Raw genomic sequence first — 25,399 nt, forward strand, 5'->3', positions numbered from 1 at the left:
CGAGAGAGGTTCGATGAAATTCAGCAACGGCTACTGGCGGATGCGCGACGGCGTACGGCCGCTCTATCCCGCGCAGGTGCACGACGTCGAGGTCGAGCCGGCGGCACTGACCGTGTACGCCCCGACCCGGCGGATCACCGGTCGCGGCGACACCCTCAACCAGCCGCTGCTCACCGTACGCTGCACTTCCCCCGCCCCCGACGTGATCTCCGTCCAGGTGGGGCACTTTCTCGGCCGGCGGCGCCGGCATCCGGACTTCGCCCTGACCACCGAGCCGGGCACCGAGGTCCAGGTGACCGACGACGCCGAGTACGCCAGCATCACCTCGGGCGGGCTGACCGCCCGGTTCACCCGGGGCGACAGCTGGCAGCTGGAGTTCGTGGCCGCCGACCGGGTGCTCACCGGCAGCGGCTACAAGAGCATGGCCGCGCTGGACACCGACGACGGGTCGTACGTGCGGGAACAGCTCAGCCTCGGCGTCGGCGAGACGGTGTACGGGCTCGGTGAGCGGTTCGGTCCGCTGGTCCGCAACGGCCAGGTGGTCGACATCTGGCAGGAGGACGGCGGCACCAGCAGCGAGCAGGCGTACAAGAACGTCCCGTTCTATCTCACCACCGGCGGGTACGGGGTGTTCGTCAACCACCCCGGGCTGGTCTCGTTCGAGGTCGGCTCCGAGGTGGTCTCCCGGGTGTCGTTCAGCGTCGCCGGGCAGAGCCTGGAGTACCTGGTCATCTACGGTCCGACGCCGCGCGAGATCCTGCGCAAGTACACCGCCCTGACCGGCCGCCCGGCCCTGCCGCCGGCCTGGTCGTTCGGGCTGTGGTTGAGCACCTCGTTCACCACCTCCTACGACGAGCAGACGGTGAGTTCGTTCATCGACACCATGGCGGAGCTGGAGCTGCCGCTGTCGGTGTTCCACTTCGACTGTTTCTGGATGCGCGAGTTCCACTGGTCGAACTTCGAATGGGATCCGCGGGTCTTCCCCGAGCCCGAGCTGATGTTGGAGCGGCTACGCAAGCGGGACCTGAAGGTCTGCGTGTGGATCAACCCGTACATCGCGCAGCGGTCGGCGCTGTTCGCCGAGGGGGCGGCGCGGGGCTACCTGGTCCGCACCGCCGACGGCGACGTCTGGCAGTGCGACCTCTGGCAGGCCGGGATGGGTCTGGTCGACTTCACCAACCCGGACGCCCGGCGCTGGTACGCCGACAAGTTGCGGGCGTTGCTGGACATGGGCGTCGACGCGTTCAAGACCGACTTCGGTGAGCGGATTCCGACCGACGTGGTCTGGCACGACGGCGCCGACCCCGAACGGATGCACAACTACTACACGCACCTGTACAACCGGACGGTGTTCGACCTGCTCCGGGAGCACCGCGGCGAGGGCGATGCGGTGCTGTTCGCCCGGTCGGCGACCGCCGGCGGGCAGCAGTTCCCAGTGCACTGGGGCGGTGACTGCGAGTCCACCTTCGAGTCGATGGCGGAGAGCCTGCGCGGCGGGCTGTCGCTGGCGATGTCCGGGTTCGGTTTCTGGAGCCACGACATCGGCGGTTTCGAGGGCCGGCCGGCACCGGAGGTGTTCAAACGCTGGATCCCGTTCGGGCTGCTCTCCTCGCACAGCCGGTTGCACGGCAGCCAGACCTACCGGGTGCCGTGGACATTCGACGAAGAGGCGGTCGACGTGCTGCGGATCTTCACCCGGCTCAAGGCGCGGCTGATGCCGTACCTGTTCGGTCAGGCGGTACTGGCCCACCGGGATGGGATCCCGGTGATGCGTCCACTGGTCGCCGACTTCCCGGACGACCCGGCGGTGACCCACCTGGAGCGGCAGTACCTGCTCGGGGACAGCCTGCTGGTGGCGCCGGTGTTCCGGGCCGACGGGCAGGTCGACTTCTACCTGCCGGCCGGCACCTGGACCCACCTGCAGACCGGGGAGGAGGTCACCGGCCCGGGCTGGGTACGCCGGACGGTCGGGTTCGACCAGGTGCCGGTGCTGGTGCGCCCCGGCACGGTGCTGCCGCTCGGGGCGAACTCGGACCGACCGGACTACCCGTACGCCGACGGGGTGACCCTGGCGGTGTACCAGCTCGCCGACGGGCAGCGGGTGCAGGTGTCGGTGCCGGCGCTGGACGGGTCCGAGGCCGCCCGGTTCGTGGTGACCCGGGACGGCACGGCGGTCACCGCGGACCGGGTCGCCGGGCCGGCCCTGCCGTGGCGGGTGCAGCTGGTCGGCCACGGCGAGGTCCGAGAGGTGGCGGCCGACATCAGCCGGTGGCAGGGGGAGCTGACGGACCGGTAGCCGGGTTGGCCGCCAGGTCGGTTGCCGCCCCGGCGGTGAGGGCGGCGGCGACTGAGGCAGCCAGCCGGGCGACGTAGCCGCGCGGCAGCGGGGTACGGGCCACCGCGAGCCGCCAGTAGAGCGGGCCGACCATCAGGTCGACGACGAAGTCGGGATCGGTGTCGGCGGGCAGTTCGCCCCGCCGCACCGCCCGGTTCGTCACCAGGGTGCCGATCCCCCGCTGGTTGTCGCGCAGGGCTGCCTGCAGGGTCTGCGCGATCGCCGGGTTGCGGGCCGCCTCGGCGAGCAGGTCCGGCACGATCTGCCCGGCCAACGGATGACGCAACGCCCGGGCCGCGATGGTCAGCACCAGCTCGAGGTCACCGCGCAAGGTGCCGGTGTCCGGCACGGCGGTCACCCCGAGGGCGACCTCGGAGACGATCCCGATGACCATCTCCAGTTTCGAACCCCACCGCCGGTAGACGGCGGTCTTGCCGACCCCGGCGCGGCGGGCGACCGCTTCGATGGACATCCTGCCGTAGCCGACCGCGGCCAGTTCCTGCAACGCGGCAGCCCGGATCGCCTGCGTCACGTCCTCCCGCAGCACCGCCGCGCCGGCCGGTGGTCGCTTTCCGTCGCCCTGCATTCGAGCCAGTGTAACCGCACGACGGTACGGTTGCGTATCGTCGTCGCCTCCCCTACCGTTTCCGTCAGGACGCGACGGTATCGTTCCGTGCCATCGGACATGAAGGTGAGCAGCCGGGCATGAACCGGCCTCACCGGTCCGGCACCACCCGTGCCAGCGGGTCGCGCGGCACCGTCGTCGCGACGTCCGGGACGAGAGGTACCCGTCGGAGAGGGGCGCGGGTGTGCACGAGCGGCAGCGTTGGCTGATGGAAGGACAGATCGGATGCGGCAGCCAACCAGTGGCACGACCGTGACGCTGGAACCGGACAGCGGGCCCACCCTCGCCGAGCTGGCCCGACAACACGGCCTGGCGGTGAGCGGTGCCCGCCCGTCGCTGGGTGCCTACGTCAAGCAGTTGTGGTCCCGGCGGCACTTCATCTGGGCGTACTCCAACGCCCGGCTGATCGCCATGTACACCAACGCCCGGCTGGGCCAGATCTGGCAGGTGATCACCCCGCTGGCCAACGCCGGGGTCTACTTCCTGGTCTTCGGGCTGCTGCTGGGCACCGACCGCGGCATCGACAACTACATCGCGTACCTCTGCACCGGGATCTTCATCTTCACCTTCACCCAGCAGGCGGTGACCACCTCGGCCCGGTCGATCGGCGACAACATGAACCTGATCCGGGCGGTGCACTTTCCCCGGGCCAGCCTGCCGCTGACCTCGGTGCTGGTGCAGTTGCAGCAACTCGCCCCGTCGATGACCGTGCTGGCGGTCATCATGCTGGCCACCGGTGAGGGGATCGACCTCAGCTGGCTGCTGCTGATCCCGGCGCTGCTGCTGCAGACGCTGTTCAGCGGTGGGCTGGCCATGATGGTGGCCCGCTGGGCGGCGCGCACCAGTGACCTTTCCCAGCTGCTGCCGTTCGTGATGCGGACCTGGCTGTACTCATCCGGCGTGTTCTACAGCATCGACCGGTTCACCGGCGACCTGCCCGGCTGGGTGGTCACCGTGCTGCAGTTCAACCCGATGGCGGTCTACATCGACCTGGTCCGCTACGCGTTGATGGACTCGATGGGCAGTCCGCCCGGGTACCTGTGGCCAGCGGCCGGCGGTTGGGCCCTGCTGATGGGTGTGGCGGGTTTCATCTACTTCTGGCGTGCGGAGGAGGAGTACGGCCGTGGCTGACCTGCTGGACGCACCGGCTTCCGGGACCGACACCCGGGTGCCCACCGTGATCGTCGACAACCTGCACGTCGTCTACCGGATCAACACCGGCGGCGGCGGGCGCAACAGCCCGGTCGCGGCGCTGCGGCGGATCGCGACCCGCAAACGCGCCCCGACGGTACGCGAGGTGCACGCCATTCGCGGCGTCAGCTTCGTGGCGCACCGTGGTGAGGCGATCGGGCTGATCGGCAGCAACGGCTCCGGCAAGTCGACCCTGCTGCGTGCGGTGGCCGGCCTGCTGCCACCGCGCCGGGGCAAGGTCTACACCCAGGGCCAGCCGTCCCTGCTCGGGGTGAACGCCGCCCTGATGAACGACCTGACCGGCGAGCGCAACGTGGTGCTCGGCTGCCTGGCGATGGGGATGAGCCCGGCGGAGGTGCGGGCGAAGTACGACGGGATCGTACAGTTCTCCGGCATCAATGAGCGGGACGATTTCGCGTCGCTGCCGATGCGGACCTACTCGTCGGGTATGGCGGCCCGGCTGCGCTTCTCGATCGCCGCGGCGAAGAGCCACGATGTGCTGATGATCGACGAGGCGCTGGCCACCGGCGACGCCGCGTTCCAGCGGCGCAGCGAGGAACGGGTCCGTGAGCTGCGGGCCGAGGCCGGGACCGTCTTCCTGGTCAGTCACAGCAACAAGTCGATCCTGGACACCTGTGAGCGCAGTATCTGGCTGGAGTCCGGCGTGATCCGCATGGACGGGCCAAGCACCGAGGTGGTCAAGGCCTACCAGGAGTACGCCAACCGCAGGTGACCCGCACGGGTGTCCGGGGGCGGCGTACCCGCCGCCCCCGGACACCCGTGCGGGTGGTGGTTTCAGCGTCAGCCGAGACCGTTGCGGATCGCGGTGACCAGTTCACCGTTGCCGGTGTCGCCGGACAACTCCCAGAAGAACGCCCCGCCGAGCCCCTGCCCCTTGGCGTAGTTCATCTTGCCGCCGATGGTGGCCGGGGTGTCGTAGCTCCACCAGTTGTTGCCGCACTTGGCGTACGCGGTGCCGCCGACGGTGCCGGTCGCCGGGCAGGTGTTCTTGAGCACCTTGTAGTCCTCGATGCCCTGCTCGTAGGTGCCCGGCGCCGGACCGGTGGCGGTGCCACCCGGAGCGCTCTGGCTGACGCCGCTCCAGCCCCGACCGTAGAAGCCGATGCCGAGCAGCAGCTTGTTCGCCGGGATGCCCTTGCTCTTCAGCTTCTGGATCGCCGCGTCCGACCAGAAGCCCTGCTGTGGGATTCCCGGGTACGAGGTCAGTGGCGAGTGTGGGGCGGTCGGTCCCTGCGCGTTGAAGGCGCCGAAGTAGTCGTACGTCATCGGCATGATCCAGTTCAGGTCGCCGACGGCCCCGGCGTAGTCGGCCGCGTCGATCTTGCCGCCGTTGCTGCCGTCCGCGGTGATCGCCGCGGTCACCAGCGCGCTCGATCCGAACCGGTCACGTAGTGCCGAGATCAGGTTCCGGAACGCCGCAGGACCGCTGGAGTCGCAGGTCAGACCGCAGGCGTTGGGGTACTCCCAGTCGATGTCGATACCGTCGAACACGTCCGCCCAGCGTGGGTCCTCGACCAGGTTGTAGCAGGATTCGGCGAACGCGGCCGGGTTCTGCGCGGCCTGGGTGAAGCCGCCGGACCAGGTCCAGCCGCCGAACGACCAGATCACCTTCAGGTGCGGGTACATCGCCTTGAGCTTGCGCAGCTGGTTGAAGTTGCCGCGCAGCGGCTGGTCCCAGGTGTCGGCGACCCCGTCGACACTGTCTGCGGCGGTGTACGCCTTCTCGTAGTCGGCGTAGCTGTCCCCGATGGCGCAGCGCCCACCGGTGGTGTTGCCGAAGGCGTACATGATGTGGGTCATCTTCGACGCCGACCCGCTCGTGTGGATGTTGCGCACGTGGTAGTTGCGGGCGTAGACCCCCCACTGGGTGAAGTAGCCGACCACCTTCTGCCCGCCGGGCGGGGGTGGCGGAGTCGTCGGCGGTGGCGTGGTGGGCGGCGCGGTGGTGGGCGGCGCCGTCGTCGGGGGCGGCGCGGTGGTCGGTGCCGGGCCGCCGGTGCAGGAGACCCCGTTGATGGTGCAGTTCTGCGGTGCCCGGAAGGCGCCGGTGCCGATGTATCCCCAGCTGAACGAGGCTCCCGGCGCGAGGCCACCGGCCCAGCTCTTCTTCACCGCGGTGTACCGGTTGCCGCTGCGCGTCACATCGGCGTCCCAGAAGCTGCTGATGGTGGTGCCGGCCGGCAGGTCGAACTCGATCCGCCAGGTGCCGACGGTGGCGTCGGAGCCGTTGGCGACCGTCACCCGGACCTCGTGCCCGGTACCCCAGTCGGAGCTGGCGACGAAGCTGGCGGAGATGGTGCCGGCGCCGAACGCCGCGGTGACCGGCACCGCCGCCGCGGCCGTCACCACGGCCAGCGCCCCGGCCCAGACGGCGCGGCGCAGTGATCTTCTCATCAGGCGTCTCCCCATTTAGTTAGGAAACTTTCCATAAAGTGCCTGAGACGCTACTCACACATCGGCCGGTTCGTCAAGATGTCGATATCTCGATGGCTGCGGTACCCGACCAAGCGTCGTCCGGCACCACCGGGGACCGCGCGGACGAACCCGGGGCTCAGATCCGGCGTCGGCCGGAGAACCCACACTCCAGGCGGTGGTACCAGCGGATCTCGCCGTCGCCTTCCAGCCAGCACCACAGGACCGGACGGTCGTCCAGCTCGCCCGGGAAGTCGAGCAGCACCGGGGCGACGCCCTTGACCTGGATCTCCTGCTCATTCAGCTCGTCGAGAATCCCGTAGATCCGCGCTTCCAGCCCCTTCACCTCGGCCAGACCGCCGTGCGGGCTGTCCGATCCGGCCGCCAGGTCCGCCCGCAACTCAGCCAGGTCCGCGCGGAGCAGGACCAGCTCGTCGATCCGTGGACGGAGGGTTGCCATCAGGTGGCGGGCCTGGGCGAGGGTGAACACGTTCGCCAGTATGGTCCATCACCACCCGTCGTGGGTCGACCGGTCGCCGGAGAACTGCGGCCGACCGTCACGCGAGACCGCTGGACTGCGGCCGCTGACCCGGACGGCTGCCCCGGGCCGCCGCCGGTCGCCGTGCGCCGGCGGCGGCACTGGGCGCGTCGGCGGAACGCGCCCGGCAGCCGGCCGTAGGGGGGCAGCCAGGGCCGGCTGTCGACGTCGCCGCAGGGGAAGTCACGACACGACGCCGGTGCGGCGGTCGCCCAGCTCCGGCGGATTTCGTTCCCGTCGAGCCAGCTACAACCACCTATGTCGCAAACGGTAGCCACACCAACACGTTCGGCGGAAGAGGGTGAGCGTGAATGAATACCTCAGCCGTGCTGCGCGGCCAGCTCCCGGGCGCGGTCACGGGCCGCTTCCAGGGCAGCGAGCAGCGCCGCCCGGACCCCGTGGTTCTCCAGCTCGCGGATGGCCGAGATGGTGGTGCCGGCCGGCGAGGTGACGGCCTCGCGCAGCTTGACCGGATGCTCGCCGGAGTCCCGCAGCATCACCGCCGAACCGATCGCCGTCTGCACGATCAGGTCGTGCGCCACCTGGCGGGGCAGCCCGAGCAGAATTCCGGCGTCGATCATCGCCTCGACCAGCAGATAGAAGTAGGCCGGGCCGGAGCCGGACAACGCGGTGACCGCGTCCTGCTGGGTCTCCGGCACCCGGATCGTGACACCGAGCGGCTGGAACATCTCCTCGGCGAGGGCCAGATGATCGGCGGTGGCGTGCCGGCCGGCGGAGATGGCGGTCATCGCCTGGTCCACCAGCGCCGGGGTGTTGGTCATCACCCGGACCACCGGGGTGCCGTCCAGCAGACGGCGGGCGAAGAAGTCGGTCGGCAGTCCCGCGCAGAGCGAGACGACCAGCTTGTCCGCCGGCACCTTGGGGCCGATCTGGTCCAGCAGGGTGGCGGCGTCCTGCGGCTTGACCGCCACGGCAAGCACCTCTGCCTCGGCTACCGCGGTGTGGTTGTCCACCACCGACACGCCGTAGCGCACCGCGATGTCCTCGGCCCGCTCCCGCCGCCGAGTCGTCGCCAGCAGTTGATCGGCCGGCCAGCCGGCCCGCAACAGGCCGGAGAGGACCAGCTCGCCGATCTTGCCGGCGCCGATAACGGCCACCTTGTGCGCGCCGGGAGGCATCCGTACGTCATCCTCTCTCGAACCCAACCGAAGCTGAACCGGGACCGGCGACGAACCGGGACCGGCGACGGACCGGACCGTGACGGACCGGGCGGAGCGGCGCCCTGGCGGGAGCCGCCCATCCCGGCCCGGAACCGGTGGTCAGCTGCCGAAGAAGACCTCGGCCTCGGTGTAACGCTCCAGCGGTACGGTCTTGAGCTCCCGGGTCGCCTCGGCCAGCGGCACCCGGACGATGTCGGTACCCCGGATACCGACCATCTTGCCCCAGTCGCCGTCGTTGGCGGCGTCGATCGCGTGCAGGCCGAGCCGGGTGGCGAGCACCCGGTCGAAGGCGGTGGGGGTGCCGCCGCGCTGGATGTGCCCCAGCACCACGGTCCGGGCCTCCTTGCCCGTCTTGGCCTCCAGCTGCTCGGCGAGCCACTGGCCGATGCCGCCGAGCCGGACGTGGCCGAACGAGTCGAGCTCCTGGTTCTGCAGGACCATCTGGCCCTGCATCGGCTGGGCGCCCTCGGCGACCACCACGATCGGGGCGTACTGCTTCTGGAAGCGCTTCTCGACGTAGGTGGCGACCTGCTCCACGTCGAACTCGCGCTCCGGCAGCAGGATCACGTTCGCCCCGCCGGCGAGTCCGGCGTGCAGCGCGATCCAGCCGGCGTGCCGGCCCATCACCTCGACGACCAGGGTGCGGTGGTGGCTCTCGGCGGTGGTGTGCAGCCGGTCGATGGCCTCCATCGCGATGTTGACCGCGGTGTCGAAGCCGAAGGTGTAGTCGGTGGCGCCGAGGTCGTTGTCGATCGTCTTCGGCACGCCGACCACCTGTACGCCGAGTTCGTGCAGCCTGGTGGCGACGCCGAGGGTGTCCTCGCCGCCGATCGCGACCAGGGCGTCCACGCCCTGGGACGCCAGGTTCTCCTTGATCCGCTCGACCCCGCCGTCGATCTTGAACGGGTTGGTCCGGGACGAACCCAGGATGGTGCCGCCCCGGGGCAGGATGCCCCGCACCTCGTCGATACCGAGAGGCCGGCTCAGCCCCTCCAACGGTCCGCGCCAGCCGTCGCGGAATCCGATGAACTCGTGACCGTAGCTGGCGACGCCCTTGCGCACCACCGCCCTGATCACTGCGTTCAGGCCGGGGCAGTCGCCGCCGCCGGTGAGCACGCCGATACGCATGATCCGCTCATCCTCCAGGAAACTGTGCGGTAGACCCACTCGAGCCCCAGGAACGAAGTCCGGTCAGACCGTCGGCATCGTTGCCGGCCCGGGGCGGGCCGTCAGTGCGCACTTTATCGGCCCGGCCGGCGACCGGGCGAGCAGACCCCGAGGATCACCGGACCGTCGGTGGCCCGGTCACCGCCGGTACGCCCGGCTGATCACCTGCCAGCGGGCAAGATTGTGGCGTGCGTCGACCAGCGCGTCGTGCCGGTCGGCGGCCGACGCCGGCAGATCCGGCCGACCGGCGTCGTCCCACCGCTGCCGCAGGTCCTTGGTGAACCGGGGGATCTCCCGGGGCAGCGCCGGCATGGCCCCCCACAGCTGGGCCAGCGCCACATGGTCGTACGCGGCGTACCAGGCCCACAGCTCCAGCTCGGTGGCCGAACCGTCGCGCAGCGGCGCGACCAGGAAGGCGTACAGGTCGTCGCGGATCCGTGACCGGGACCGCCAGGCCGGATCGGCCGGTGACGGCAGCTTGTCGAGCACGTGGCGACGCACCCACGGCACCGCCCGGGCACCGTCGAACTCGGTGGAGACCGCGTAGAACTCCCGGCCGTGCTCGTCGACGACACCGATCGAAACCAGGTCGACGAGGCGCCCGTCCTCGATGAACTCGCAGTCGTAGAAGTAGCGGTAGATCATTACCGCCATCCTCGCCGATACCGGAAATAGACCCCCATCGGGGTACCGGCCGGAGCGTCGCCGTCGACCGGCTCGCTCCGACCGGTACCGCTTCCCCACGGCCGGATCCGCCGGGCCCCCGTGTCGGCCCCCACCCGCCGGTGGATCTGGCCGCTAGCCTGCCGGTTTGTCGGGCACAGGACTGTCACAGAAATGATTGTGGGGGTGTACACCACGCGACACGGCAGCCATGATCTGATGTTGACACCGTTCTCCGAACGGTATCTATTTCATGTTCGCCTGGGTCGGGTGATGCACCCCGGACGGGCACGATGGTGCCCCCGGTGGGATGGTGCCCTTGGTGGGGAGGGGTTGGACCGTGGAGATGCGCCTGCCGGAGCCGGGTGACGCGCTCACCGGCGTGGACATGTTCGCCGGGCTCGAACCCGAGGTCCGGCAACGGGTCATCGCTGCCGCCGTGCCCCGCACCTACCGCAGGGGTCAGTTGCTCTTCGTCGAGAACGACCCGGGCGAGTCGCTCATCGTACTCAAAAGGGGCGCCGTCGCGGTCTTCCGCACCGCGCCGACCGGTGAACGGGCGGTGCTGTCCGTCGTCCGCCCGCCCGACGTGCTCGGCGAGGTGTCGCTGCTGGACGCGTCGACCCGATCGGCGTCCGCGGAGGCCATCGAGGACTGCACCGCGCTGGCGTTGTCCCGCGGCGCGTTCATGGATCTGGTGCACTCCAACCCGCGCATCCTCGACGCGGTGATGCGCTCGCTCGGTGCGCTGATCCGCCGGCTCACCGAGCAGAACGCCGATCACGTCTTCCTCGATCTGCCCGGTCGGGTGGCCAAGACGCTGGTCCGGCTGGCCGGGGAGAGCCAGGCCCCGATGATCACCATCGAGCTGAACCAGAGCCAGCTGGCGGAGATGGCCGGTGGCTCCCGGCAGAGCGTCAACCAGGCGATCGGATCGTTCAGCAACCGGGGCTGGCTGCGGACCGAGGGTCGACGGATCGTGGTGACCGACGTGGCCGCGCTGCGCCGCCGGGCCGGGATGGCCGACCGCTGAGGACGACCCCGGCGGTACGCGCGTGGCGCGCGTACCGCCGGGTCTGACGTCTGCCGCCGTCAGGGCTGGGTGCTGGTCGGGCCGATCCAGTTGGTGCCGACCTTCTCCCCGGTCGGGCCGATCCACTCCTCGGCCACGACCCCCTCCTCCTGCAACTTCGCCAGCGTGCCGGCGTCGAGATCGATCATCTCCCCCGCGCCGTGGCTGACCCCGGACGGGTCCGTCCAGTCCTTCTCCAACTTGACGTACACCATGTCAGGACTCCCCTGCTCGGTCTGATCTGGCCAGATGAATGTATCCCGGTACCACCGGTAGATGGACTGTCCATTAGCCAACAGCCCGGTTATGGACAGTTGACCGCACCGGCGATACTCGGCCTGACGCACCCGTCGTGACCTGCGAGTCCGGCCACCCCGGCAGGTCGGGTCCGGCACCGCCACGCCCGGCCGGGCATAGCCGCTGGCCAGGGCAGGTGGCCAGATGCGACAGTAGGCTCCCGACTCGACGTTCCCGCGAGGAGGCTGGCATCGCTGCCCCGTGCGAAAAGTGTGGCCGGACCGCAGCCGACGACGACCGCTACTGCGGCGGCTGCGGTACGGCGCTCATCCCTGTCTGCGCGCACTGCGACCGCCCGCTGGCGGCCGACGCGAGCTTCTGCACCTCCTGCGGGCAGCCGCAGGGCGGCCGACGGCCGACCGAGCCGAGTCAGGAGGACAGACGTCGGGTCAGCGTCCTGTTCATCGACCTGATCAACTTCACGCCGTACGTGGAACGGGTCGATCCCGAGCAGGTCCGGCGGATGCAGACAAACTTCTTCTCCATCGCACGCCGGGTCGTCGGCCAGTACGGCGGGGTGGTGGAGAAGTACATCGGCGACGCGGTGATGGCGCTGTTCGGTGCGCCGGTGGCCACCGAGAGCGACGCCCTGCGCTGCGTCCGGGCCGGGCTCGACCTGCGCCGCGCCCTGACCGAGTTCACCGCGACGGCCGGCGAAGGACTCCGGTTCCGCATCGGTGTGGCCACCGGCGAGGCACTGGTCGACACCGGCGCGGCCCGCGACGGCGGCCAGGCGTTCCTGGCCGGCGACGTGGTCAACACCGCGTCCCGGATGCAGTCGGTGGCACCGGCCGACGGATTGCTGGTGTGCGGCGTCACGCACGGGCTGACCAAGGAGGCGATCCGCTACGACCCGCAGCCGGCGGTGACGCTGCGCGGACGGTCGTCGCCGACCGAGGTGTGGCTGGCGCTGGCCCCGTTGCGTCCGGTGCCGGCCGACCGGCAGACCGACGCGACCCCGCTGATCGACCGCGAACACGAGCTGGGGCTGCTGGTCAACGCGCTGTACCGGTCGATCCGCGACCAGCGGCCCCAGGTGCTCACCGTGCTCGGGCAGGCCGGCATCGGCAAGAGCCGGCTGGTCCGGGAGCTGCTGCGGCACACCGAACGGCTGGTCGACCAGCCGGTCACCTGGCGAATCGGACGGTGCCCGCCGTTCGGGGAGAACGTCACGTTCGCCGCGCTCGCCGACATCGTCAAGGCCGAGGCCGGCATCCTCGACACCGACCTGGCCACCGTCGCCGAGCAGAAGTTGGCCGCCGGGGTCCAGACCCTGGTCGGGCCGGAGGCGGACCGGCTGGTCGACGCGCTGCGCCCACTGGTCGGGCTGCCGCACCGCAACCTGCCGGCCGAGGAGACCGAGTCGGCGTGGCGGCGGTTCCTGCTCGCCCTGGCCGCCCGGCAGCCGACCGTGCTGGTCTTCGAGGACCTGCACTGGGCCGACGACGCGATGCTGCGCTTCGTCGAGCTGCTCGGCGCCTCCGCCCGGCAGGTGCCGCTGCTGCTGCTGTGCACCGCCCGGCCCGAACTGATCAGCCGTGAACCGGCCTGGGCGGGCACCACCCCGGGCGCGCTGACCGTCACCCTGCCGCCGCTGCGCGACACCGGGGTGGCCGCGCTGTACGCGCACATGTTCGGCGCCGCGCCGTTCTCGGCCGATCTGCTCGGCCCGTTGATCGAGGTGGCCGACGGCAACCCGCTCTACGCCCACGAGTACGTGCGGATGCTGATGGAGCAGGGGGCGTTGCGGCGCAGCGGCCGTGGTTGGGCGTTGACCCGCAGCGGCCGGCTGCCGATCCCGGACAGTGTGCACGGGGTGATCGCCAACCGGATGGACCTGCTGGACGCCACCGACCGGGCGGTGCTGCTCGCCGCCGCCGTGGTCGGCGTGCAGTTCTGGCCCGGCGCGGTCGCCGCCGCCCTCGGCCAGCCGGTGGAGCTGGTCGACCGGGCGCTACGCCGGTTGGAGCAGCGCGACTTCGTCCACGAACAGCCGGATTCGGCGATGGCGCAGCAACCCGAGTTCCGGTTCCGCCACGTGCTGGTCCGCGACGTCTGCTACCAGCGGCTGCCCCGCAACGAACGGGTCGCCCGGCACGCCCGGACCGCCGACTGGCTGGACACCCTCGCCGGCGACCGGGACACCGACCTGGCCGAGGTGCTGGCCCACCACCGGTGGGCGGCGCACGAGATCGCGCACACGCTGGGTCTGGAGACCCACGGGTACGCCGGTGCCGCCCGCGACGCCCTGCACCGGGCGGCCCGGCGGGCGTACGCCCTGCACGCGCTGGACGTGGCGAGCGGGCACGTGGAACGCGCGCTGCGCCTGGTGACCGTCGCCGGCGGCGACGGGCTGGGTGAGCGGTTGCAGCTCGAACTGCTCGGTGCCGAGCTCGCGTTCCTGCGCGACGGCCCGGGCTTCCTCGCCGACGGCGGCACCGACCGGCTGAGGGCGCTCGCCGACCAGCTGGCCGACGTCGACGACCAGGGGTGCGCGGCCCGGGCCTGGACCCTGCTCGGGCGGGCCGCCTGGCTGCGGACCGACCGGGACGAGGCGCTGCGCTGCCTCGACCGGGCGGTGGAGCTGTTCGACGCGCTGCCCGACACCGATCAGAAGGCCGACGCGTACGCCGAGTTGGGTCGGCTGCACATGCTCAACCTGGAACGGGATCCGGCGGTCGCGGCGGCCGGCGCGGCGGCCGAGATCGCCGATCGGCTGGGGCTGACCGAGACGCTGGTCAACGCCCGGATCACCGTTGCCATGGCCCGGTACCAGTCCGGTGACCGGTCCGGGCTTGACGAGCTGCGGGCGGCCACCGCGATGTGTCGCGAGCACCAGTTGCTCGCGCTACCCCGGGCGCTGCAGAACCTGTCGTACGCGTTGTGCGAGGAGGGCGACTGGTCCGGCGCCCAGGAGCTGATGTCCGGTGCCGCGTCCGGCTCCGGGCTGAGCACCGGATACTCCGGCGAAGCCATGCGTGCCTACTTCGCCGGGGACTTCGCCGCCTTCCTCGCCGCGGCCGACGCCTTCGTCGCGACGCCCAGTGGCCGGTGGGACATCCAGGTACGGGGCCTACGGGCGTGTCTGCGGGTGCTGCGCGGCGATCCGGTGCCCATGGCCGACCAGAGCGGGGTCGACGACGTCGCCGACGCGGTCCGCGCGGCCCGGGACAGCGGCTTCCGCCGGCCGTACTGGAACAGTCTCGGGTTGGGCGCACTGTGCCGCGCGCTGCAGGGGCGGGGTGCGGAGGCCGCGACGCTGCTCGACGAGCTGGACCGGTCCTGGTCGAAGGTGCCCGCGTTGGCCAGCGGCGAGTGGATCGCGGCTGCCGCGTTCGCCGCCGCGGTCGCCGGGCGTGGCGCGGCGGTGCAGGTACGGGCGATGCTCGACCGGGTGCAGCATCGAACCCCGTGGGCCGAGGCCGCGCTGCGGACGGTGACGGCGGCGGTGGCGGCGGCCGACGGCGAAGACCGCCGGGCAGGTGAGCTTTATGCCGCCGCGGCGGCCGGTTTCGCCGACATCGACGCGACCACCGATCGGATGATCGCGTTGGGGTTGGCCGTCGCGGCGTGGCGGCGTGGCGGCGACCGCGACGCCGACGCGGCGGCGCTGGCCGAGGTGCGAAGCTTCGCGCTGCGTAACAAGGCGCCCGGGCTACTGCACCTCGGCGACCGGGGCACGGACGGCTACCGCTGGTCTCCGACCCTGGCGTCGTGACCACCGGCGGCGGAATCGACGGGCACGGCACCGCACAACGCACTCCCACAACCACCTACCGGCGTGTCACGATTCAAGGGCACGGCACGCCCCCGGCCGGGGGCCCGCCGGCGGACAGGGCGCGACGGCGGCCGGTGAGGAGTTGATTCGGTGTCTGCGGGTGGCGCGCGTCGGGGGCGGCGGGACAACGGCCTCGACGCATCCGAGTACGCCGTGGCCGGCGACGTCGACCCGCGGGTCGGCGAACACCTGCTCGACGTGCTCGCCGCCGGTGGGATCGCGGCCTACCTGCAGCCGTCGTCGGACGTCAATCCGGTCACCCGCACGACCACCGTACCGGCCCGGCCGGTGGACCGGCTCTTCGTCGACCGGGCGCACCTGGACACCGCCCGGGGCTACCTGGTGCAGTTGGCCGAGGACGGTCCGGTCGCACCGGGCAGCAGCCCCGGTACCCCGGCCACCGGGTCCGGGCAGATCACCTCGCCGGCGTCGGATCCGACTGTTCCGACCGGCGCGGGGCAGCAGGCCGGTCGGGACGCCGACGTCGACGCCGTCTGGGCCGGCATCATCGCCAACTACCACGCTCCGGCTCCGGCGGACCCCACCGCCGCACCCTGGCCGGCCGCCGAGAACCTGCCCCCGGTAGACAGCCTGCCGCCGGTCGAGGGCATGCCGCCGGTCGAGGGCCGGTCTACCGGGCCGGATCCGCGCGTCGGCGGTCCGCACCGGGACGGGGCCGGGGGCGACGGCGACAGCGGCGACAGCCGGGACAGCGACAGCCGGACCGGCGACGACGGTCGCGGCCGCGCCGAGCCGGAGTCCACGGCCACCGCCACGCCGGACCCGTTGCCGTGGGCGGTCGGCTACACCAACATCTCCGTCGGACGGCGGGACGACGAACCGTCCCTGCTGGACGGACTGGACACCTTCGGTACCCGGTTGCCGGACGAGCCGGAGGAGGGTTACACGCCTCCTCTGCCGCCCCCGTTGCCCCGGTTGTCGTCGGCTGCGGTCCTCGGGGTACTGGCGATCATCGCCGGCTTCATCCTCTTCGTCTTCCCGACGGTGCTTCCGGTGGATCGTGGACTGGCCATCCTGCTCGGTTTCGCTGGCGTGGTCGGTGGGTTTGTCACGCTGATCTGGCGGCTACGGCCGGATCACGACGAGGATGACGACCTGGACGACGGCGCGGTCGTCTGAAACTGACCAACGGATGGCGAAAATCCGGATTCATTGACGGCTGTGGTCACTCTGTAACACTCGCGTAACTTGGTCTCAGTAGGAATAATTCTCGTAGCCGATCCCCCACGAGTTCGTGATCACTCGCCATGCGCGGCAACCGCCGCAGCGAAACGAGGTCCCCTCATGCGTCAGAGTTCTCTCGTCGTGGTGGCGAACCGACTGCCGGTGGACGACAGCGTCGCGCGCGACGGCGCGTGCGAATGGCGTCGCAGCCCCGGTGGTCTGGTCAGCGCCCTGCACCCGATCCTGCAGCACACCCCGGCCACCTGGGTCGGCTGGGCCGGTGGCACCGGCCCGGCACCGAGCCTGCCGGACATCGACGGCGTACGGATGCACACCGTCGCGTTGTCCCATGAGGACATCAGAGACCACTACGAGGGGTTCGCCAACGCCACACTCTGGCCGCTGTACCACGACTCCGTCGAGCAGCCGGCGTACCACCGCAGGTGGTGGGAGGCGTACCAGCGGGTGAACCAGCGGTTCGCCGAGGCGGCAGCCGCCGCCGCCGAGCCGGGCGCACTGGTCTGGGTGCAGGACTACCACCTGCAACTGGTACCCGGAATGCTCCGGGCGCTGCGGCCCGACCTGCTGATCGGCTTCTTCCTGCACGTTCCGTTCCCGCCGCCGGAGCTGTTCATGCAGCTGCCCCGCCGGGCCGAGCTGATGCTCGGTATGCTCGGCGCCGACCTGGTGGGGTTCCAGCGCGCCCAGGCCGCGCACAACTTCGCCCAGCTGGCGACGAAGGTCCTCAAGGTGCCCGCCACCGACCGGCGGATCGCCATCGACGACCGGGTGGTACGCATCGGCGCCTTCCCGGTGTCGATCAACATGTCCGAGATGGAGTCCCTCGCCGCCCGGCCGGACGTGCTGGAACGGGCCCGTCAGCTGCGGTCCGACCTCGGTGACCCGCAGCACGTCATCCTCAGTGTGGACCGGATGGACTACACCAAGGGCATCGAGCAACGGCTCAAGGCGTACAGCGAACTGATCGCCGACGGGCACATCAAGGTCCGCGACACGGTGATGGTCCAGGTCGCGGTGCCCAGTCGGGAGCGGGTCGAGCAGTACCGCATCCTGCGCGACCGGGTGGAACGCGAGGTCGGGCGGATCAACGGCGAGTTCGGCCGGGTCGGCGAACCAGCGATCCACTACCTCAACCAGTCGTTCAGCCGGGCCGACCTGGCGGCGCTGTACCGGGTCGCCGACATCATGGCGGTCACCCCGCTGCGGGACGGGATGAACCTGGTCGCCAAGGAGTACGTGGCCGCAAGGGTCGACGACGACGGCGCGCTGCTGCTCAGCGAGTTCGCCGGTGCCGCCGCCGAGTTCCAGCAGGCGTATCTGGTCAACCCGCACGATCTCGATGGCCTCAAGTTGACGCTGATGCACGCGCTGGAGGCGTCGCCCACCGACGTGGCGGACCGGATGCGCTCGATGCGCGGGCATCTGCGCACCCACGACATCCGGGCCTGGGTGCACGGCTACCTCACCGCGCTGGACCGCACCGGTTCCCTGGCCGCCCGGCTCACCGCCTGATCCCACCGGCTGATCGTCAGCGGTCAGCCGGCGCCCTTGTCCAGCCAGTCGAGGATCGCGTCGACCGGCTCCGTCCAGCGGGCGTCGAGCATCAGATCGTGGCCCATCCCCGGGAACAGCAACGGTGCGCCACCGTACCGCCGGGCCGCGCGGTCCAACGCCGCAGCCGGCACCACCCGGTCGTCCGGGCTGCCGAGGACCAGCACCGGTGGATCGCCGACCGGCGGCTCGACCCGCTGGCGGGCCAGCAACTGCCACTGGGCCCGAGCCGACGCTCGCCCCAGACGATCTACGTAGGACAGCGCGGCGGCCTCCGGAAGCTCCCGGCTGAACAGTTGACCGGCGCGCAGCCGCAACGCCCCGCCGAAGACGGCCGGCAGGGTACCGAACGGATTACGCCGCAACGCCGCGCCGAGCAGTGGCCAGCCGCCGAGCACGGGGGCGGCCAGCACCGCGGCCCGCGCCGGATAGCGGGCCAAGGCGTGACCGACCACCAACGCCCCGGCGCCGTGCCCGATCAGCACCGCCTGCCGGGGCAGGCCGGCCGCGGCCTGCACCACGTCGTGCACATACGCCCGCAGGTCGGCCCGCGGTGCCACCGCGCTGTCACCGTGCCCGCGCAGACTGACCGCGTACGCCGGGAACCCGCGCTCGGCGGCCCGCTCCAGCCAATGCTCGGCGAACACCCACGCGCCGTGCCCGAACCCGGGCACGAACAGCAGCGGCGGCCGGCCCTCGTCGCGCGACACGTCGGCGTGCAGCACCTCGCGACGCACCGCCGGTACCGGTCTGGCCCATTCCCGGGTACGGACGATGCGGGGGGCCGCAAGGATACGACTCATCGGGCCGCCACCTCCAGACTGTCCAGGGTCTCCTGCAGCGCGCGCAGGTAGGTGACGTGGCTGACCTCGAACCAGCGCCGGGCCGGGTCGGTCACCTTGGCGTCGTGCCAGGGCCGTCCCGCGCCGGCCTCGATCCGGGCGGCGAGGGCCGCGGTGGCCGCCGGGTCCGCCGACCGGGCGCGCAGCCACCGGGCGACCAGCACGCTCTGCCAGTGGACCAGCGGGAAGACCCCGAACTCCGCCTGCACCAGCCCGACCACCGACAGCGTCGGGTGGCCCGGGGCGAAGGCGTGCAGGTGCAGGCGGGGCCGACCGTCCGCGTCGACGCCGAGCACCCGCGGGTCGAGGAAGTCGAACTGGGGCTGGTAACCGGTGGCGAGGACGACGAGGTCGGGATCCACTTCGGTGCCATCGGCGAGCTCCACGGTGTGCCGGCGGAACCTGGCCACGTCGGGCACCGGGCGGACCGTACCGTGCCCGATGTGCAGGACGAGTTGGCTGTTGACCACCGGATGCGCGTCGAACACCCGGTGCTCCGGAGCCGGTAGCCCGAACCGGGTCTGGTCCCCGACGACCAACCGGAGCAGCCGGTGGAGAACTCCCTGGCGCAGCCAACGCGGCAGACGCCGGGCGAGCAGGCCCGCGTTGACCTGGTCACTCGGCCGGCCGAACAGGTACTTCGGGGTGTACCAGTAGCCCCTGCGGGTGGAGTGCCAGCAGCGGGCCGCCTGTTGCCCGGCCTCGACCGCGATGTCGCAGCCGGTGTTGCCGCCACCCACCACCAGTACCCGCCGGCCGCGCAGCTGGGTCGCGTCGTGGTAGGCCGACGCGTGGATCACCTGCCCGGTGAAATCGGACAGTCCATCGTAGTTGGGCAGCCGGGGTGCCCAGTTGTGTCCGTTGGCGACGATCACGGCGGCGTAGCGTTGGGTGCGTTGGGCACCGTTGCCGCCGGCGCTGCGGGTCGTCACGTCCCACCGGTCCCCCGGCGCCGGTTCGACCCGTACCACCTCGGTGCCGAACCAGATGTGCCGGCGCAGATCGAAATGGTCGGCGTAGCGTTCCAGATAGGCCAGCAGCTGGCTGTGGTGCGGGTAGTCGGGCCAACTGTCCGGCAGTGGGAAGTCGGGGTACTGGCTGAACGGCTTCGACGAGATCAGATGGGTGCTGGCGTAGACCGGGCTGCGGTCGTGGCGCCAGTTCCAGGCACCGCCGACACCCGTCTCCCGCTCGTAACAGTCGACCCCGAACCCCTGTTCGCGCAGGTTCTTGACCGCGCACAAACCGCTCGCCCCGGCACCGATGACGCAGACGTTCTCACCCTGTTCGGAGATCGGGCGGTCGTCCCGCCACCGGTCGGCACCGGCGGTGGGGCTGTCGTAGTCAGCGGAAGTAGACACCGGCAATCTCCTTCGTACGGCTGCGAAATCGTGCCGGCTAGCCGCCCCGCTTGTCCAGTCCCGGTGCCGGATCGGTGAGCACCAGATCGGCAACGACCGGCAGATGGTCGCTCGCCCGCCGCGCCGCCGGGGTGTCCACCACCCGGCAGCCGGCCACCTCGATCCGCGGATCGACGAAGATCGCGTCGATCCGTCGGCGCGGGTCGCGGCCCGGGAACGTGCCGGCCAGGCCGGCCCCGGCGGCGGCAGCGGCGTCGGTGAACCCGGCGGCGGCCAACTGCCACGCCTCGCCGGTGTCGCCCGGCCCCGGGGTGTCGGTGCCGGGCGCAAGCCGGGTGTCGGTGCCGGGCGACGGCGGATCGTCGGAGTTCGCCGGCTGGTCGTTGACATCCAGGCCGAGGATCACCGGCCCGTCGACGTCGGCGCAGGCCTGGCGCAGCAGCCGGGCCTGTGCCGGCCGCTCCGTCGGATCAGTGGCCAGATGCGATCCGACCACCACGAAGCGGGCCGGGCCGACCGCGCAGCGGGCGAACACCGCGCCGCGCAGGTGCCGGCCGGGCGTCAGCGGGAACCGGACCGACCAGGTGCCCGTCACCCGTACCCGCAGGGTGGTCAGCACCAGGTTGCCCAACGGCGGTGGTCCACCGGCTCCGACGACCATGTCGAACGCGTTCGCCAACGCGGCGGACCTGGCACGCCACCGCCACCGGCGCGGTGCCTCCTGCAGAATCGCCACGTCCGGTGCGATCTGGCGGACCACCTCGGCCAGCGCGGCCCGGTCGTCACGCTGGCCGTGGATGTTGTACGTGAGCACCCGCAGCCGCACACCGGGCCGCTGCGGCGCGGTCGTCTGGTCAGCCGTCACGGTCTCCTTCTCCTCCTCGGCCCGATGTGAAAGGGGGCTCAGATCCGCCGGGCGAGGTCGGCCGCACCGACCACACCGGCGGCGTTACCCAGTTCGGCCGGCCGCACCTCGGCCACCGGGATGCGGACCCGTTGGGCCAACGCGTCGGTGTACGCCCGTTGAGCGGGGCCGAGCAGCAACTCACCCGCGTCGACCACGCCGCCGCCGATCACCATCACCTCGGGGTCGAGAATCTGCGCCAGGTCGGCCAGGCCGATGCCGAGCCAACGTCCGATCTGCGCGAACGCCTCGCAGGAGACCGGGTCACCGGAGCGGGCCGCGGTGGTGACCATCGGCCCGGTGACCGCCTCGGCGTCGCCGCCGGCCAGGGCGAGCAGTTTGGTCGCCCGGTCCGGTTCCTGCCGGGCGCCGGCGCGGGCGAACCGGACCAGGGCGTTGCCGCTGGCGTACTGCTCGATGCAGCCCTGCCGGCCGCAGCCGCACTGGTGTCCGTCCGGAACCGCCAGCATGTGGCCGAGTTCCGCGGCGATGCCGTGCGCACCGCGGACGAGTTCGCCGCCGTACACGATGCCGCCGCCGATGCCGGTGCCCACGGTGAACATCACCATCGAGTCGGCGGCGTCCCGGCCGGCGCCGTGCCGGAACTCTGCCCAGGCCGCGACGTTGGCGTCGTTCTCGACGATCACCGGCAGGTCGATCGCCGCGCTCACGTAGTCCCGCAGCGGTTCGTCGCGCCAGGCGAGGTTCGGGGCGAACAGCACAGTTGAGCGACCTGCGTCGATCCACCCGGCGGCCCCGATACCGACCGCGTCGACCGGGTGGTTCGCCGCCAGCTCGAGCACCACCTCGACGATCACGTCCCGGGTCTTGGCCACGTCGTCGGCCGGCGTCTCGTGCCGGGTCCGGGCCAGGACCTTCCCGTCCGGATCGACGACCCCGCCGGCGACCTTGGTGCCACCGATGTCGACTCCGATGGTCAGCGTCACCGCTGCCGCTCCCCTCTGCTGTGCTCTTCGCGCGCCGGCGTCCGCACCGGGTCCGGTCCGGCGGCTGTCCACCGCCGGGCAGTCGTCCGGCCGAACGGTGCCGGATCAGGCCGGATCAGGTCCCGGCCGGCCGTGGTCCGGCCGGGTGGCGCCCGACCGGTCCGGCTCCGCCCCGGCGGCATCCGCACCGGGTGTCACCGGGGCGGTCACCGCCGGACCGCCGGGGCGGCCCTGGGCTGGTGGTGTGCCTGTCCCGGCGACATCGACGGGGGCGTTCGTCGCGGCCGACCAGACGTCCCGATCACCCGCTGAGTCCGAATCATCCATGGTCCAGGTGGCCTGGCGCCAGGCCTCGTCGTCCGAGGTCATCCGGCCGCTCGGCGGATCGTGCCGGTCCGGCGGCGGGCCGGCGGGGTCCGCAGCCGGCGAACCGGCCGAAGGCTCCGGCGGCGTGGGATCGGCCGGACGCTCCGGCGGCGTGGGGTCGGCCGGACGCTCCGGGGCCAGGGCACGCAGCAGGCTGGCGACTCCGGCGGCGAAGTCCCCGGCACCGGCGGCCAGCCGGTCGGCCAGCTCCGGGCTGGGGTCACGCAGTGCCGTGATGGCCCGGCAGACCGGGCAGACGCAGCAGGCCGGGTCGCCGGTGGCGACCGGACCGGTGCCGCCCAGCAGATCACGCAGCAGGCCGAGGCCGCCGGCAGCGCCGGCGCCGAGCCGCTGGCCGCGCGCCGCCAGCTGCGCCATCGCCAACGCGGTCGCCACCAACCGTTCCGCCTCCGCCCGCGCCGAGCGAGGATCCGTTCCCACCGTCGGCCCGCCCCCTAGTCTGTCTCCGTCGCACCGAGCTGTTCCACTCGGTTCTTGAGCTGTGTCAGGGCAGCATCCATGATCATTTTTTCGGCCTTGCGGCGGAACATCCCGAGCATCCCGACGGAGAGCTCCACCTCCAGCGTGTAGGTCACCGTGGTGGTTCCGTCCCCGTTGTCCTCGATGTCGTACGCACCGTCCTGCCGGCGCTGCATCCGGGACGGCTCAGCCAGCCGCCACTCGATCCGGGACAGATCCTCGGAGTACTCGTAGATCAACGTGTACTCGTCGGCGAGCACTCCGGCGTCCAGCACGAAGCGGACCTCACGGGCGTATCCGTCCTCGTACTCCTGGCGCACCTCGACCCGGTCCAGCGCCTCGGTCCACTCGGGGTAGCGCACGAAGTCGCAGATCACCGCCGTCACCCGGGACGCGGGTGCGGCGACGACAATCGACTTGGTGGAGGACTCCGCCATGTGGGGCAGGCTACCCGGTGCCGGGCCAAGATCAAGCCAGTGGCCGACAACCGTCCGGCCGCCACCGGCAGCGGGCTGACCGCGCAGGTCATCGGTCGCCCGGTAGGTTGCGGGTAGCCGGACGTGCACCGCCGGTCCGGTCCGCCTCAGCCCGCGAGCGCAAGGAGTGCAGGTGCGCGAGTTCTCCGTACCACCGGTCGTCACGGTCGGTGATGCCGCCACCCTGACCGATCCGGTCTGGGACAACGCCGAGACCGCACCGGACGCGGTGCAGTTCACCCGACCCGGACCGGGCGGGCAGCAGGAGGTGACCTGCCGGGAGTTCCGCGACGAGGTGGTGGCGGTCGCCTGCGGCCTGATCGGCGCGGGAATCAACGCTGGCGACCGGGTCGGTCTGATGAGCCGGACGCGGTACGAGTGGACGCTGCTCGACTACGCGATCTGGTCGATCGGCGCGGTGACCGTGCCGGTGTACGAGACGTCCAGCGCCGAGCAGGTCGCCTGGATCCTGGCCGACTCCGGGGCGGTCGCCTGCGTGCTGGAGACCAACGGGCACGCGATCACCCTGGCCTCGGTCCGCGACCGGCTGCCTGCGCTACGCGAGGTGTGGCAGTTGGAAACCGGTGGTCTCGACGAGATCCTCGCCCGCGGCGGAACCGTCGACGCCGCCCAGGTTCAGCTCCGCCGCCAGCAGCTGACCTCCACCGACATCGCCACGATCATCTACACCAGTGGGACCACCGGACGGCCGAAGGGCTGCGTGCTCAGCCACCGGAACATGTACGCCGACATCGCCAACGCGGTGCCCGGGCTGCCGAACCTGTTCCACGAGGGTGCCGCCACCCTGCTGTTCCTGCCGCTGGCGCACTCGTTCGCCCGGCTGATCCAGATCGGCGCGGTGCACGCCCGGGCCACCATGACCCACGCGGCCGACCCGAAGAACCTGGTCGACGACCTGGCCAGCGTCCGCCCGACTTTCGTGTTGTCCGTACCCCGGGTGTTCGAGAAGGTCTACAACGCGGCCCGGCAGCGCGCGTACGACGGCGGCAAGGGCGCCATCTTCGACCGGGCCGACCAGGTCGCCGTCGCCTACAGCGAGGCGCTGGACACTCCCGGCGGGCCGGGACTCGGGCTGCGTGCCCGGCACGCGGTGTTCGACCGGCTGGTCTACCGGAAGCTGCGGGCCGCGCTCGGCGGTCGGTGCCGCACCGCGATCTCCGGTGGCGCCCCGCTGGGTGCCCGGTTGGCGCACTTCTTCCGCGGCGTCGGGGTGACCGTCTACGAGGGGTACGGGCTGACCGAGACCTCCCCGGCGGTGTCGGTCAACCTGCAGCACGCGATCCGGATCGGCACCGTCGGCCGGCCGCTGCCCGGCGTCAGCGTCCGGATCGCCGACGACGGCGAGGTGCTGATCAGCGGCGACCTGGTGTTCCAGGGGTACTGGAACAACCGGCAACAGACCGATGAGGTGCTCACCGACGACGGCTGGTTCCGCAGTGGCGACCTCGGCCGGCTCGACGACGACGGATTCCTGACCATCACCGGCCGCAAGAAGGAGCTGATCGTCACCGCCGGCGGCAAGAACGTCGCGCCCGCCGTACTGGAGGACCAGTTGCGCGCCCACCCACTGGTCAGCCAGTGCGTGGTGGTCGGCGACCGACGGCCGTTCATCGCCGCGCTGCTCACCGTCGACGAGGACGCCTGGCCGGGCTGGCTGGAACGCAACGGTCACCCGACCGGTCGCACCGTCGCCGAACTGCGCGACGATCCGACGTTGCTGGCCGAACTCCAGCAGGCCGTGGACGAGGCGAACCGCGCCGTCTCGGCCGCCGAATCGATCCGACGGTTCCGGGTGCTGGCCCGGGACTTCACCGAGGCGAGCGGCGAGTTGACCCCGTCGCTGAAGGTGAAACGGGCGGTGGTGCACGCCAACCACGAAGCCGAGATCGCCGAAATCTACGGGGGCTGACTACCATCCGTCACGTGTCCGCACCGACATCCGACGCGCCCCGTCCGCATCCACTC

Annotated in this window: 21 protein-coding genes; 8 read left to right on the forward strand and 13 right to left on the reverse strand. The window is 71.4% G+C overall.

Annotation, left to right across the window (positions count from 1 at the left end; all coding sequences use genetic code 11):
* Positions 1-13: 13 nt before the first annotated feature.
* The gene (yicI, locus tag EDC02_RS16345) at positions 14-2,296 is read left to right on the forward strand and encodes an alpha-xylosidase (RefSeq protein WP_123602710.1); all 2,283 of its coding nucleotides are present in this window, start codon (positions 14-16) and stop codon (positions 2,294-2,296) included.
* On the opposite strand, the gene EDC02_RS16350 is transcribed toward yicI, so the two are convergent.
* Entirely contained in the window at positions 2,262-2,921 is a 660-nt protein-coding gene (locus EDC02_RS16350; protein ID WP_123602711.1) for a TetR/AcrR family transcriptional regulator, read from the reverse strand. The genes yicI and EDC02_RS16350 overlap by 35 nt on opposite strands.
* 264 nt (positions 2,922-3,185) lie before the next feature.
* Here EDC02_RS16350 and EDC02_RS16355 point away from each other — a divergent pair, with 264 nt between their 5' ends.
* Complete coding sequence (locus EDC02_RS16355; protein WP_123602712.1) at positions 3,186-4,091, forward strand: ABC transporter permease; 906 nt, start codon at positions 3,186-3,188, stop codon at positions 4,089-4,091.
* On the forward strand, positions 4,084-4,884 hold the full coding sequence (locus EDC02_RS16360) for an ABC transporter ATP-binding protein (protein WP_123602713.1): 801 nt from the start codon (positions 4,084-4,086) through the stop codon (positions 4,882-4,884). Before EDC02_RS16355 ends, EDC02_RS16360 begins: the two co-directional genes overlap by 8 nt.
* A gap of 68 nt (positions 4,885-4,952) precedes the next feature.
* Here the strand turns inward: EDC02_RS16360 and EDC02_RS16365 are convergent, their stop codons facing one another.
* The 5 genes from EDC02_RS16365 to EDC02_RS16385 form a co-directional block, all read right to left on the reverse strand.
* On the reverse strand, positions 4,953-6,566 hold the full coding sequence (locus EDC02_RS16365; RefSeq protein ID WP_123602714.1) for a glycosyl hydrolase family 18 protein: 1,614 nt from the start codon (positions 6,564-6,566) through the stop codon (positions 4,953-4,955).
* A 157-nt stretch (positions 6,567-6,723) separates the two neighbouring features.
* Positions 6,724-7,074 carry a DUF2203 domain-containing protein gene (locus tag EDC02_RS16370; protein WP_123602715.1) on the reverse strand — a complete coding sequence of 117 codons (351 nt, stop codon included), beginning with the start codon at positions 7,072-7,074 and terminating at the stop codon, positions 6,724-6,726.
* A 368-nt stretch (positions 7,075-7,442) separates the two neighbouring features.
* Complete coding sequence (proC, locus tag EDC02_RS16375; RefSeq protein ID WP_123602716.1) at positions 7,443-8,261, reverse strand: pyrroline-5-carboxylate reductase; 819 nt, start codon at positions 8,259-8,261, stop codon at positions 7,443-7,445.
* A gap of 141 nt (positions 8,262-8,402) precedes the next feature.
* Positions 8,403-9,431 carry a 6-phosphofructokinase gene (locus EDC02_RS16380; protein ID WP_123604848.1) on the reverse strand — a complete coding sequence of 343 codons (1,029 nt, stop codon included), beginning with the start codon at positions 9,429-9,431 and terminating at the stop codon, positions 8,403-8,405.
* Positions 9,432-9,608: 177 nt separating this feature from the next.
* Positions 9,609-10,115, reverse strand: a complete 507-nt coding sequence (locus EDC02_RS16385) for a polyadenylate-specific 3'-exoribonuclease AS (protein WP_123602717.1) — start codon at positions 10,113-10,115, stop codon at positions 9,609-9,611.
* Between the two features lie 358 nt (positions 10,116-10,473).
* Here EDC02_RS16385 and EDC02_RS16390 point away from each other — a divergent pair, with 358 nt between their 5' ends.
* On the forward strand, positions 10,474-11,166 hold the full coding sequence (locus tag EDC02_RS16390) for a Crp/Fnr family transcriptional regulator (protein WP_123602718.1): 693 nt from the start codon (positions 10,474-10,476) through the stop codon (positions 11,164-11,166).
* 59 nt (positions 11,167-11,225) lie between these two features.
* On the opposite strand, the gene EDC02_RS16395 is transcribed toward EDC02_RS16390, so the two are convergent.
* A complete protein-coding gene (locus tag EDC02_RS16395; RefSeq protein ID WP_123602719.1) occupies positions 11,226-11,420 on the reverse strand; it encodes a hypothetical protein in 195 nt (64 codons plus the stop codon).
* Between the two features lie 218 nt (positions 11,421-11,638).
* On the opposite strand from EDC02_RS16395, the gene EDC02_RS16400 reads away from it, so the two are divergent.
* From EDC02_RS16400 to EDC02_RS16410, 3 genes are all read left to right on the forward strand, one after another.
* Positions 11,639-15,220, forward strand: a complete 3,582-nt coding sequence (locus EDC02_RS16400; RefSeq protein WP_233605964.1) for an adenylate/guanylate cyclase domain-containing protein — start codon at positions 11,639-11,641, stop codon at positions 15,218-15,220.
* A 150-nt stretch (positions 15,221-15,370) separates the two neighbouring features.
* The gene (locus EDC02_RS16405; protein WP_123602720.1) at positions 15,371-16,420 is read left to right on the forward strand and encodes a DUF308 domain-containing protein; all 1,050 of its coding nucleotides are present in this window, start codon (positions 15,371-15,373) and stop codon (positions 16,418-16,420) included.
* A gap of 165 nt (positions 16,421-16,585) precedes the next feature.
* Positions 16,586-17,998, forward strand: a complete 1,413-nt coding sequence (locus EDC02_RS16410; RefSeq protein ID WP_123602721.1) for a trehalose-6-phosphate synthase — start codon at positions 16,586-16,588, stop codon at positions 17,996-17,998.
* 23 nt (positions 17,999-18,021) lie between these two features.
* Here the strand turns inward: EDC02_RS16410 and EDC02_RS16415 are convergent, their stop codons facing one another.
* The 6 genes from EDC02_RS16415 to EDC02_RS16440 form a co-directional block, all read right to left on the reverse strand.
* Entirely contained in the window at positions 18,022-18,840 is an 819-nt protein-coding gene (locus EDC02_RS16415) for an alpha/beta hydrolase (protein ID WP_123602722.1), read from the reverse strand.
* Positions 18,837-20,240: an NAD(P)/FAD-dependent oxidoreductase gene (locus EDC02_RS16420; RefSeq protein WP_123602723.1), complete on the reverse strand. Its 1,404-nt coding sequence runs from the start codon at positions 20,238-20,240 to the stop codon at positions 18,837-18,839. Before EDC02_RS16420 ends, EDC02_RS16415 begins: the two co-directional genes overlap by 4 nt.
* Positions 20,241-20,277: 37 nt before the next feature.
* Entirely contained in the window at positions 20,278-21,105 is an 828-nt protein-coding gene (locus tag EDC02_RS16425) for an endonuclease/exonuclease/phosphatase family protein (RefSeq protein ID WP_233605965.1), read from the reverse strand.
* 38 nt (positions 21,106-21,143) lie between these two features.
* Entirely contained in the window at positions 21,144-22,091 is a 948-nt protein-coding gene (locus tag EDC02_RS16430; protein ID WP_123602725.1) for an ROK family glucokinase, read from the reverse strand.
* Positions 22,092-22,196: 105 nt separating this feature from the next.
* Positions 22,197-22,898 carry a hypothetical protein gene (locus EDC02_RS16435; RefSeq protein ID WP_148083484.1) on the reverse strand — a complete coding sequence of 234 codons (702 nt, stop codon included), beginning with the start codon at positions 22,896-22,898 and terminating at the stop codon, positions 22,197-22,199.
* A 14-nt stretch (positions 22,899-22,912) separates the two neighbouring features.
* The gene (locus EDC02_RS16440; RefSeq protein WP_123602727.1) at positions 22,913-23,374 is read right to left on the reverse strand and encodes an SRPBCC family protein; all 462 of its coding nucleotides are present in this window, start codon (positions 23,372-23,374) and stop codon (positions 22,913-22,915) included.
* A 172-nt stretch (positions 23,375-23,546) separates the two neighbouring features.
* Between EDC02_RS16440 and EDC02_RS16445 the strand changes: the two genes are divergently transcribed.
* Complete coding sequence (locus EDC02_RS16445; RefSeq protein ID WP_123604850.1) at positions 23,547-25,343, forward strand: long-chain fatty acid--CoA ligase; 1,797 nt, start codon at positions 23,547-23,549, stop codon at positions 25,341-25,343.
* Positions 25,344-25,399 lie beyond the last annotated feature (56 nt).

Source organism: Micromonospora sp. Llam0, assembly GCF_003751085.1.
GTDB lineage: Bacteria > Actinomycetota > Actinomycetes > Mycobacteriales > Micromonosporaceae > Micromonospora_E.

What these genes read in the sequence shown, in the direction of transcription:
- proC (WP_123602716.1), bottom strand. Translation starts at nt 8,261, where the DNA reads ATGCCTCCCGGCGCGCACAAGGTGGCCGTTATCGGCGCCGGCAAGATC.
- yicI (WP_123602710.1), top strand. Translation starts at nt 14, where the DNA reads ATGAAATTCAGCAACGGCTACTGGCGGATGCGCGACGGCGTACGGCCG.
- EDC02_RS16380 (WP_123604848.1), bottom strand. Translation starts at nt 9,431, where the DNA reads ATGCGTATCGGCGTGCTCACCGGCGGCGGCGACTGCCCCGGCCTGAAC.
- EDC02_RS16395 (WP_123602719.1), bottom strand. Translation starts at nt 11,420, where the DNA reads ATGGTGTACGTCAAGTTGGAGAAGGACTGGACGGACCCGTCCGGGGTC.
- EDC02_RS16355 (WP_123602712.1), top strand. Translation starts at nt 3,186, where the DNA reads ATGCGGCAGCCAACCAGTGGCACGACCGTGACGCTGGAACCGGACAGC.
- EDC02_RS16440 (WP_123602727.1), bottom strand. Translation starts at nt 23,374, where the DNA reads ATGGCGGAGTCCTCCACCAAGTCGATTGTCGTCGCCGCACCCGCGTCC.
- EDC02_RS16415 (WP_123602722.1), bottom strand. Translation starts at nt 18,840, where the DNA reads ATGAGTCGTATCCTTGCGGCCCCCCGCATCGTCCGTACCCGGGAATGG.
- EDC02_RS16385 (WP_123602717.1), bottom strand. Translation starts at nt 10,115, where the DNA reads ATGATCTACCGCTACTTCTACGACTGCGAGTTCATCGAGGACGGGCGC.
- EDC02_RS16365 (WP_123602714.1), bottom strand. Translation starts at nt 6,566, where the DNA reads ATGAGAAGATCACTGCGCCGCGCCGTCTGGGCCGGGGCGCTGGCCGTG.
- EDC02_RS16410 (WP_123602721.1), top strand. Translation starts at nt 16,586, where the DNA reads ATGCGTCAGAGTTCTCTCGTCGTGGTGGCGAACCGACTGCCGGTGGAC.
- EDC02_RS16350 (WP_123602711.1), bottom strand. Translation starts at nt 2,921, where the DNA reads ATGCAGGGCGACGGAAAGCGACCACCGGCCGGCGCGGCGGTGCTGCGG.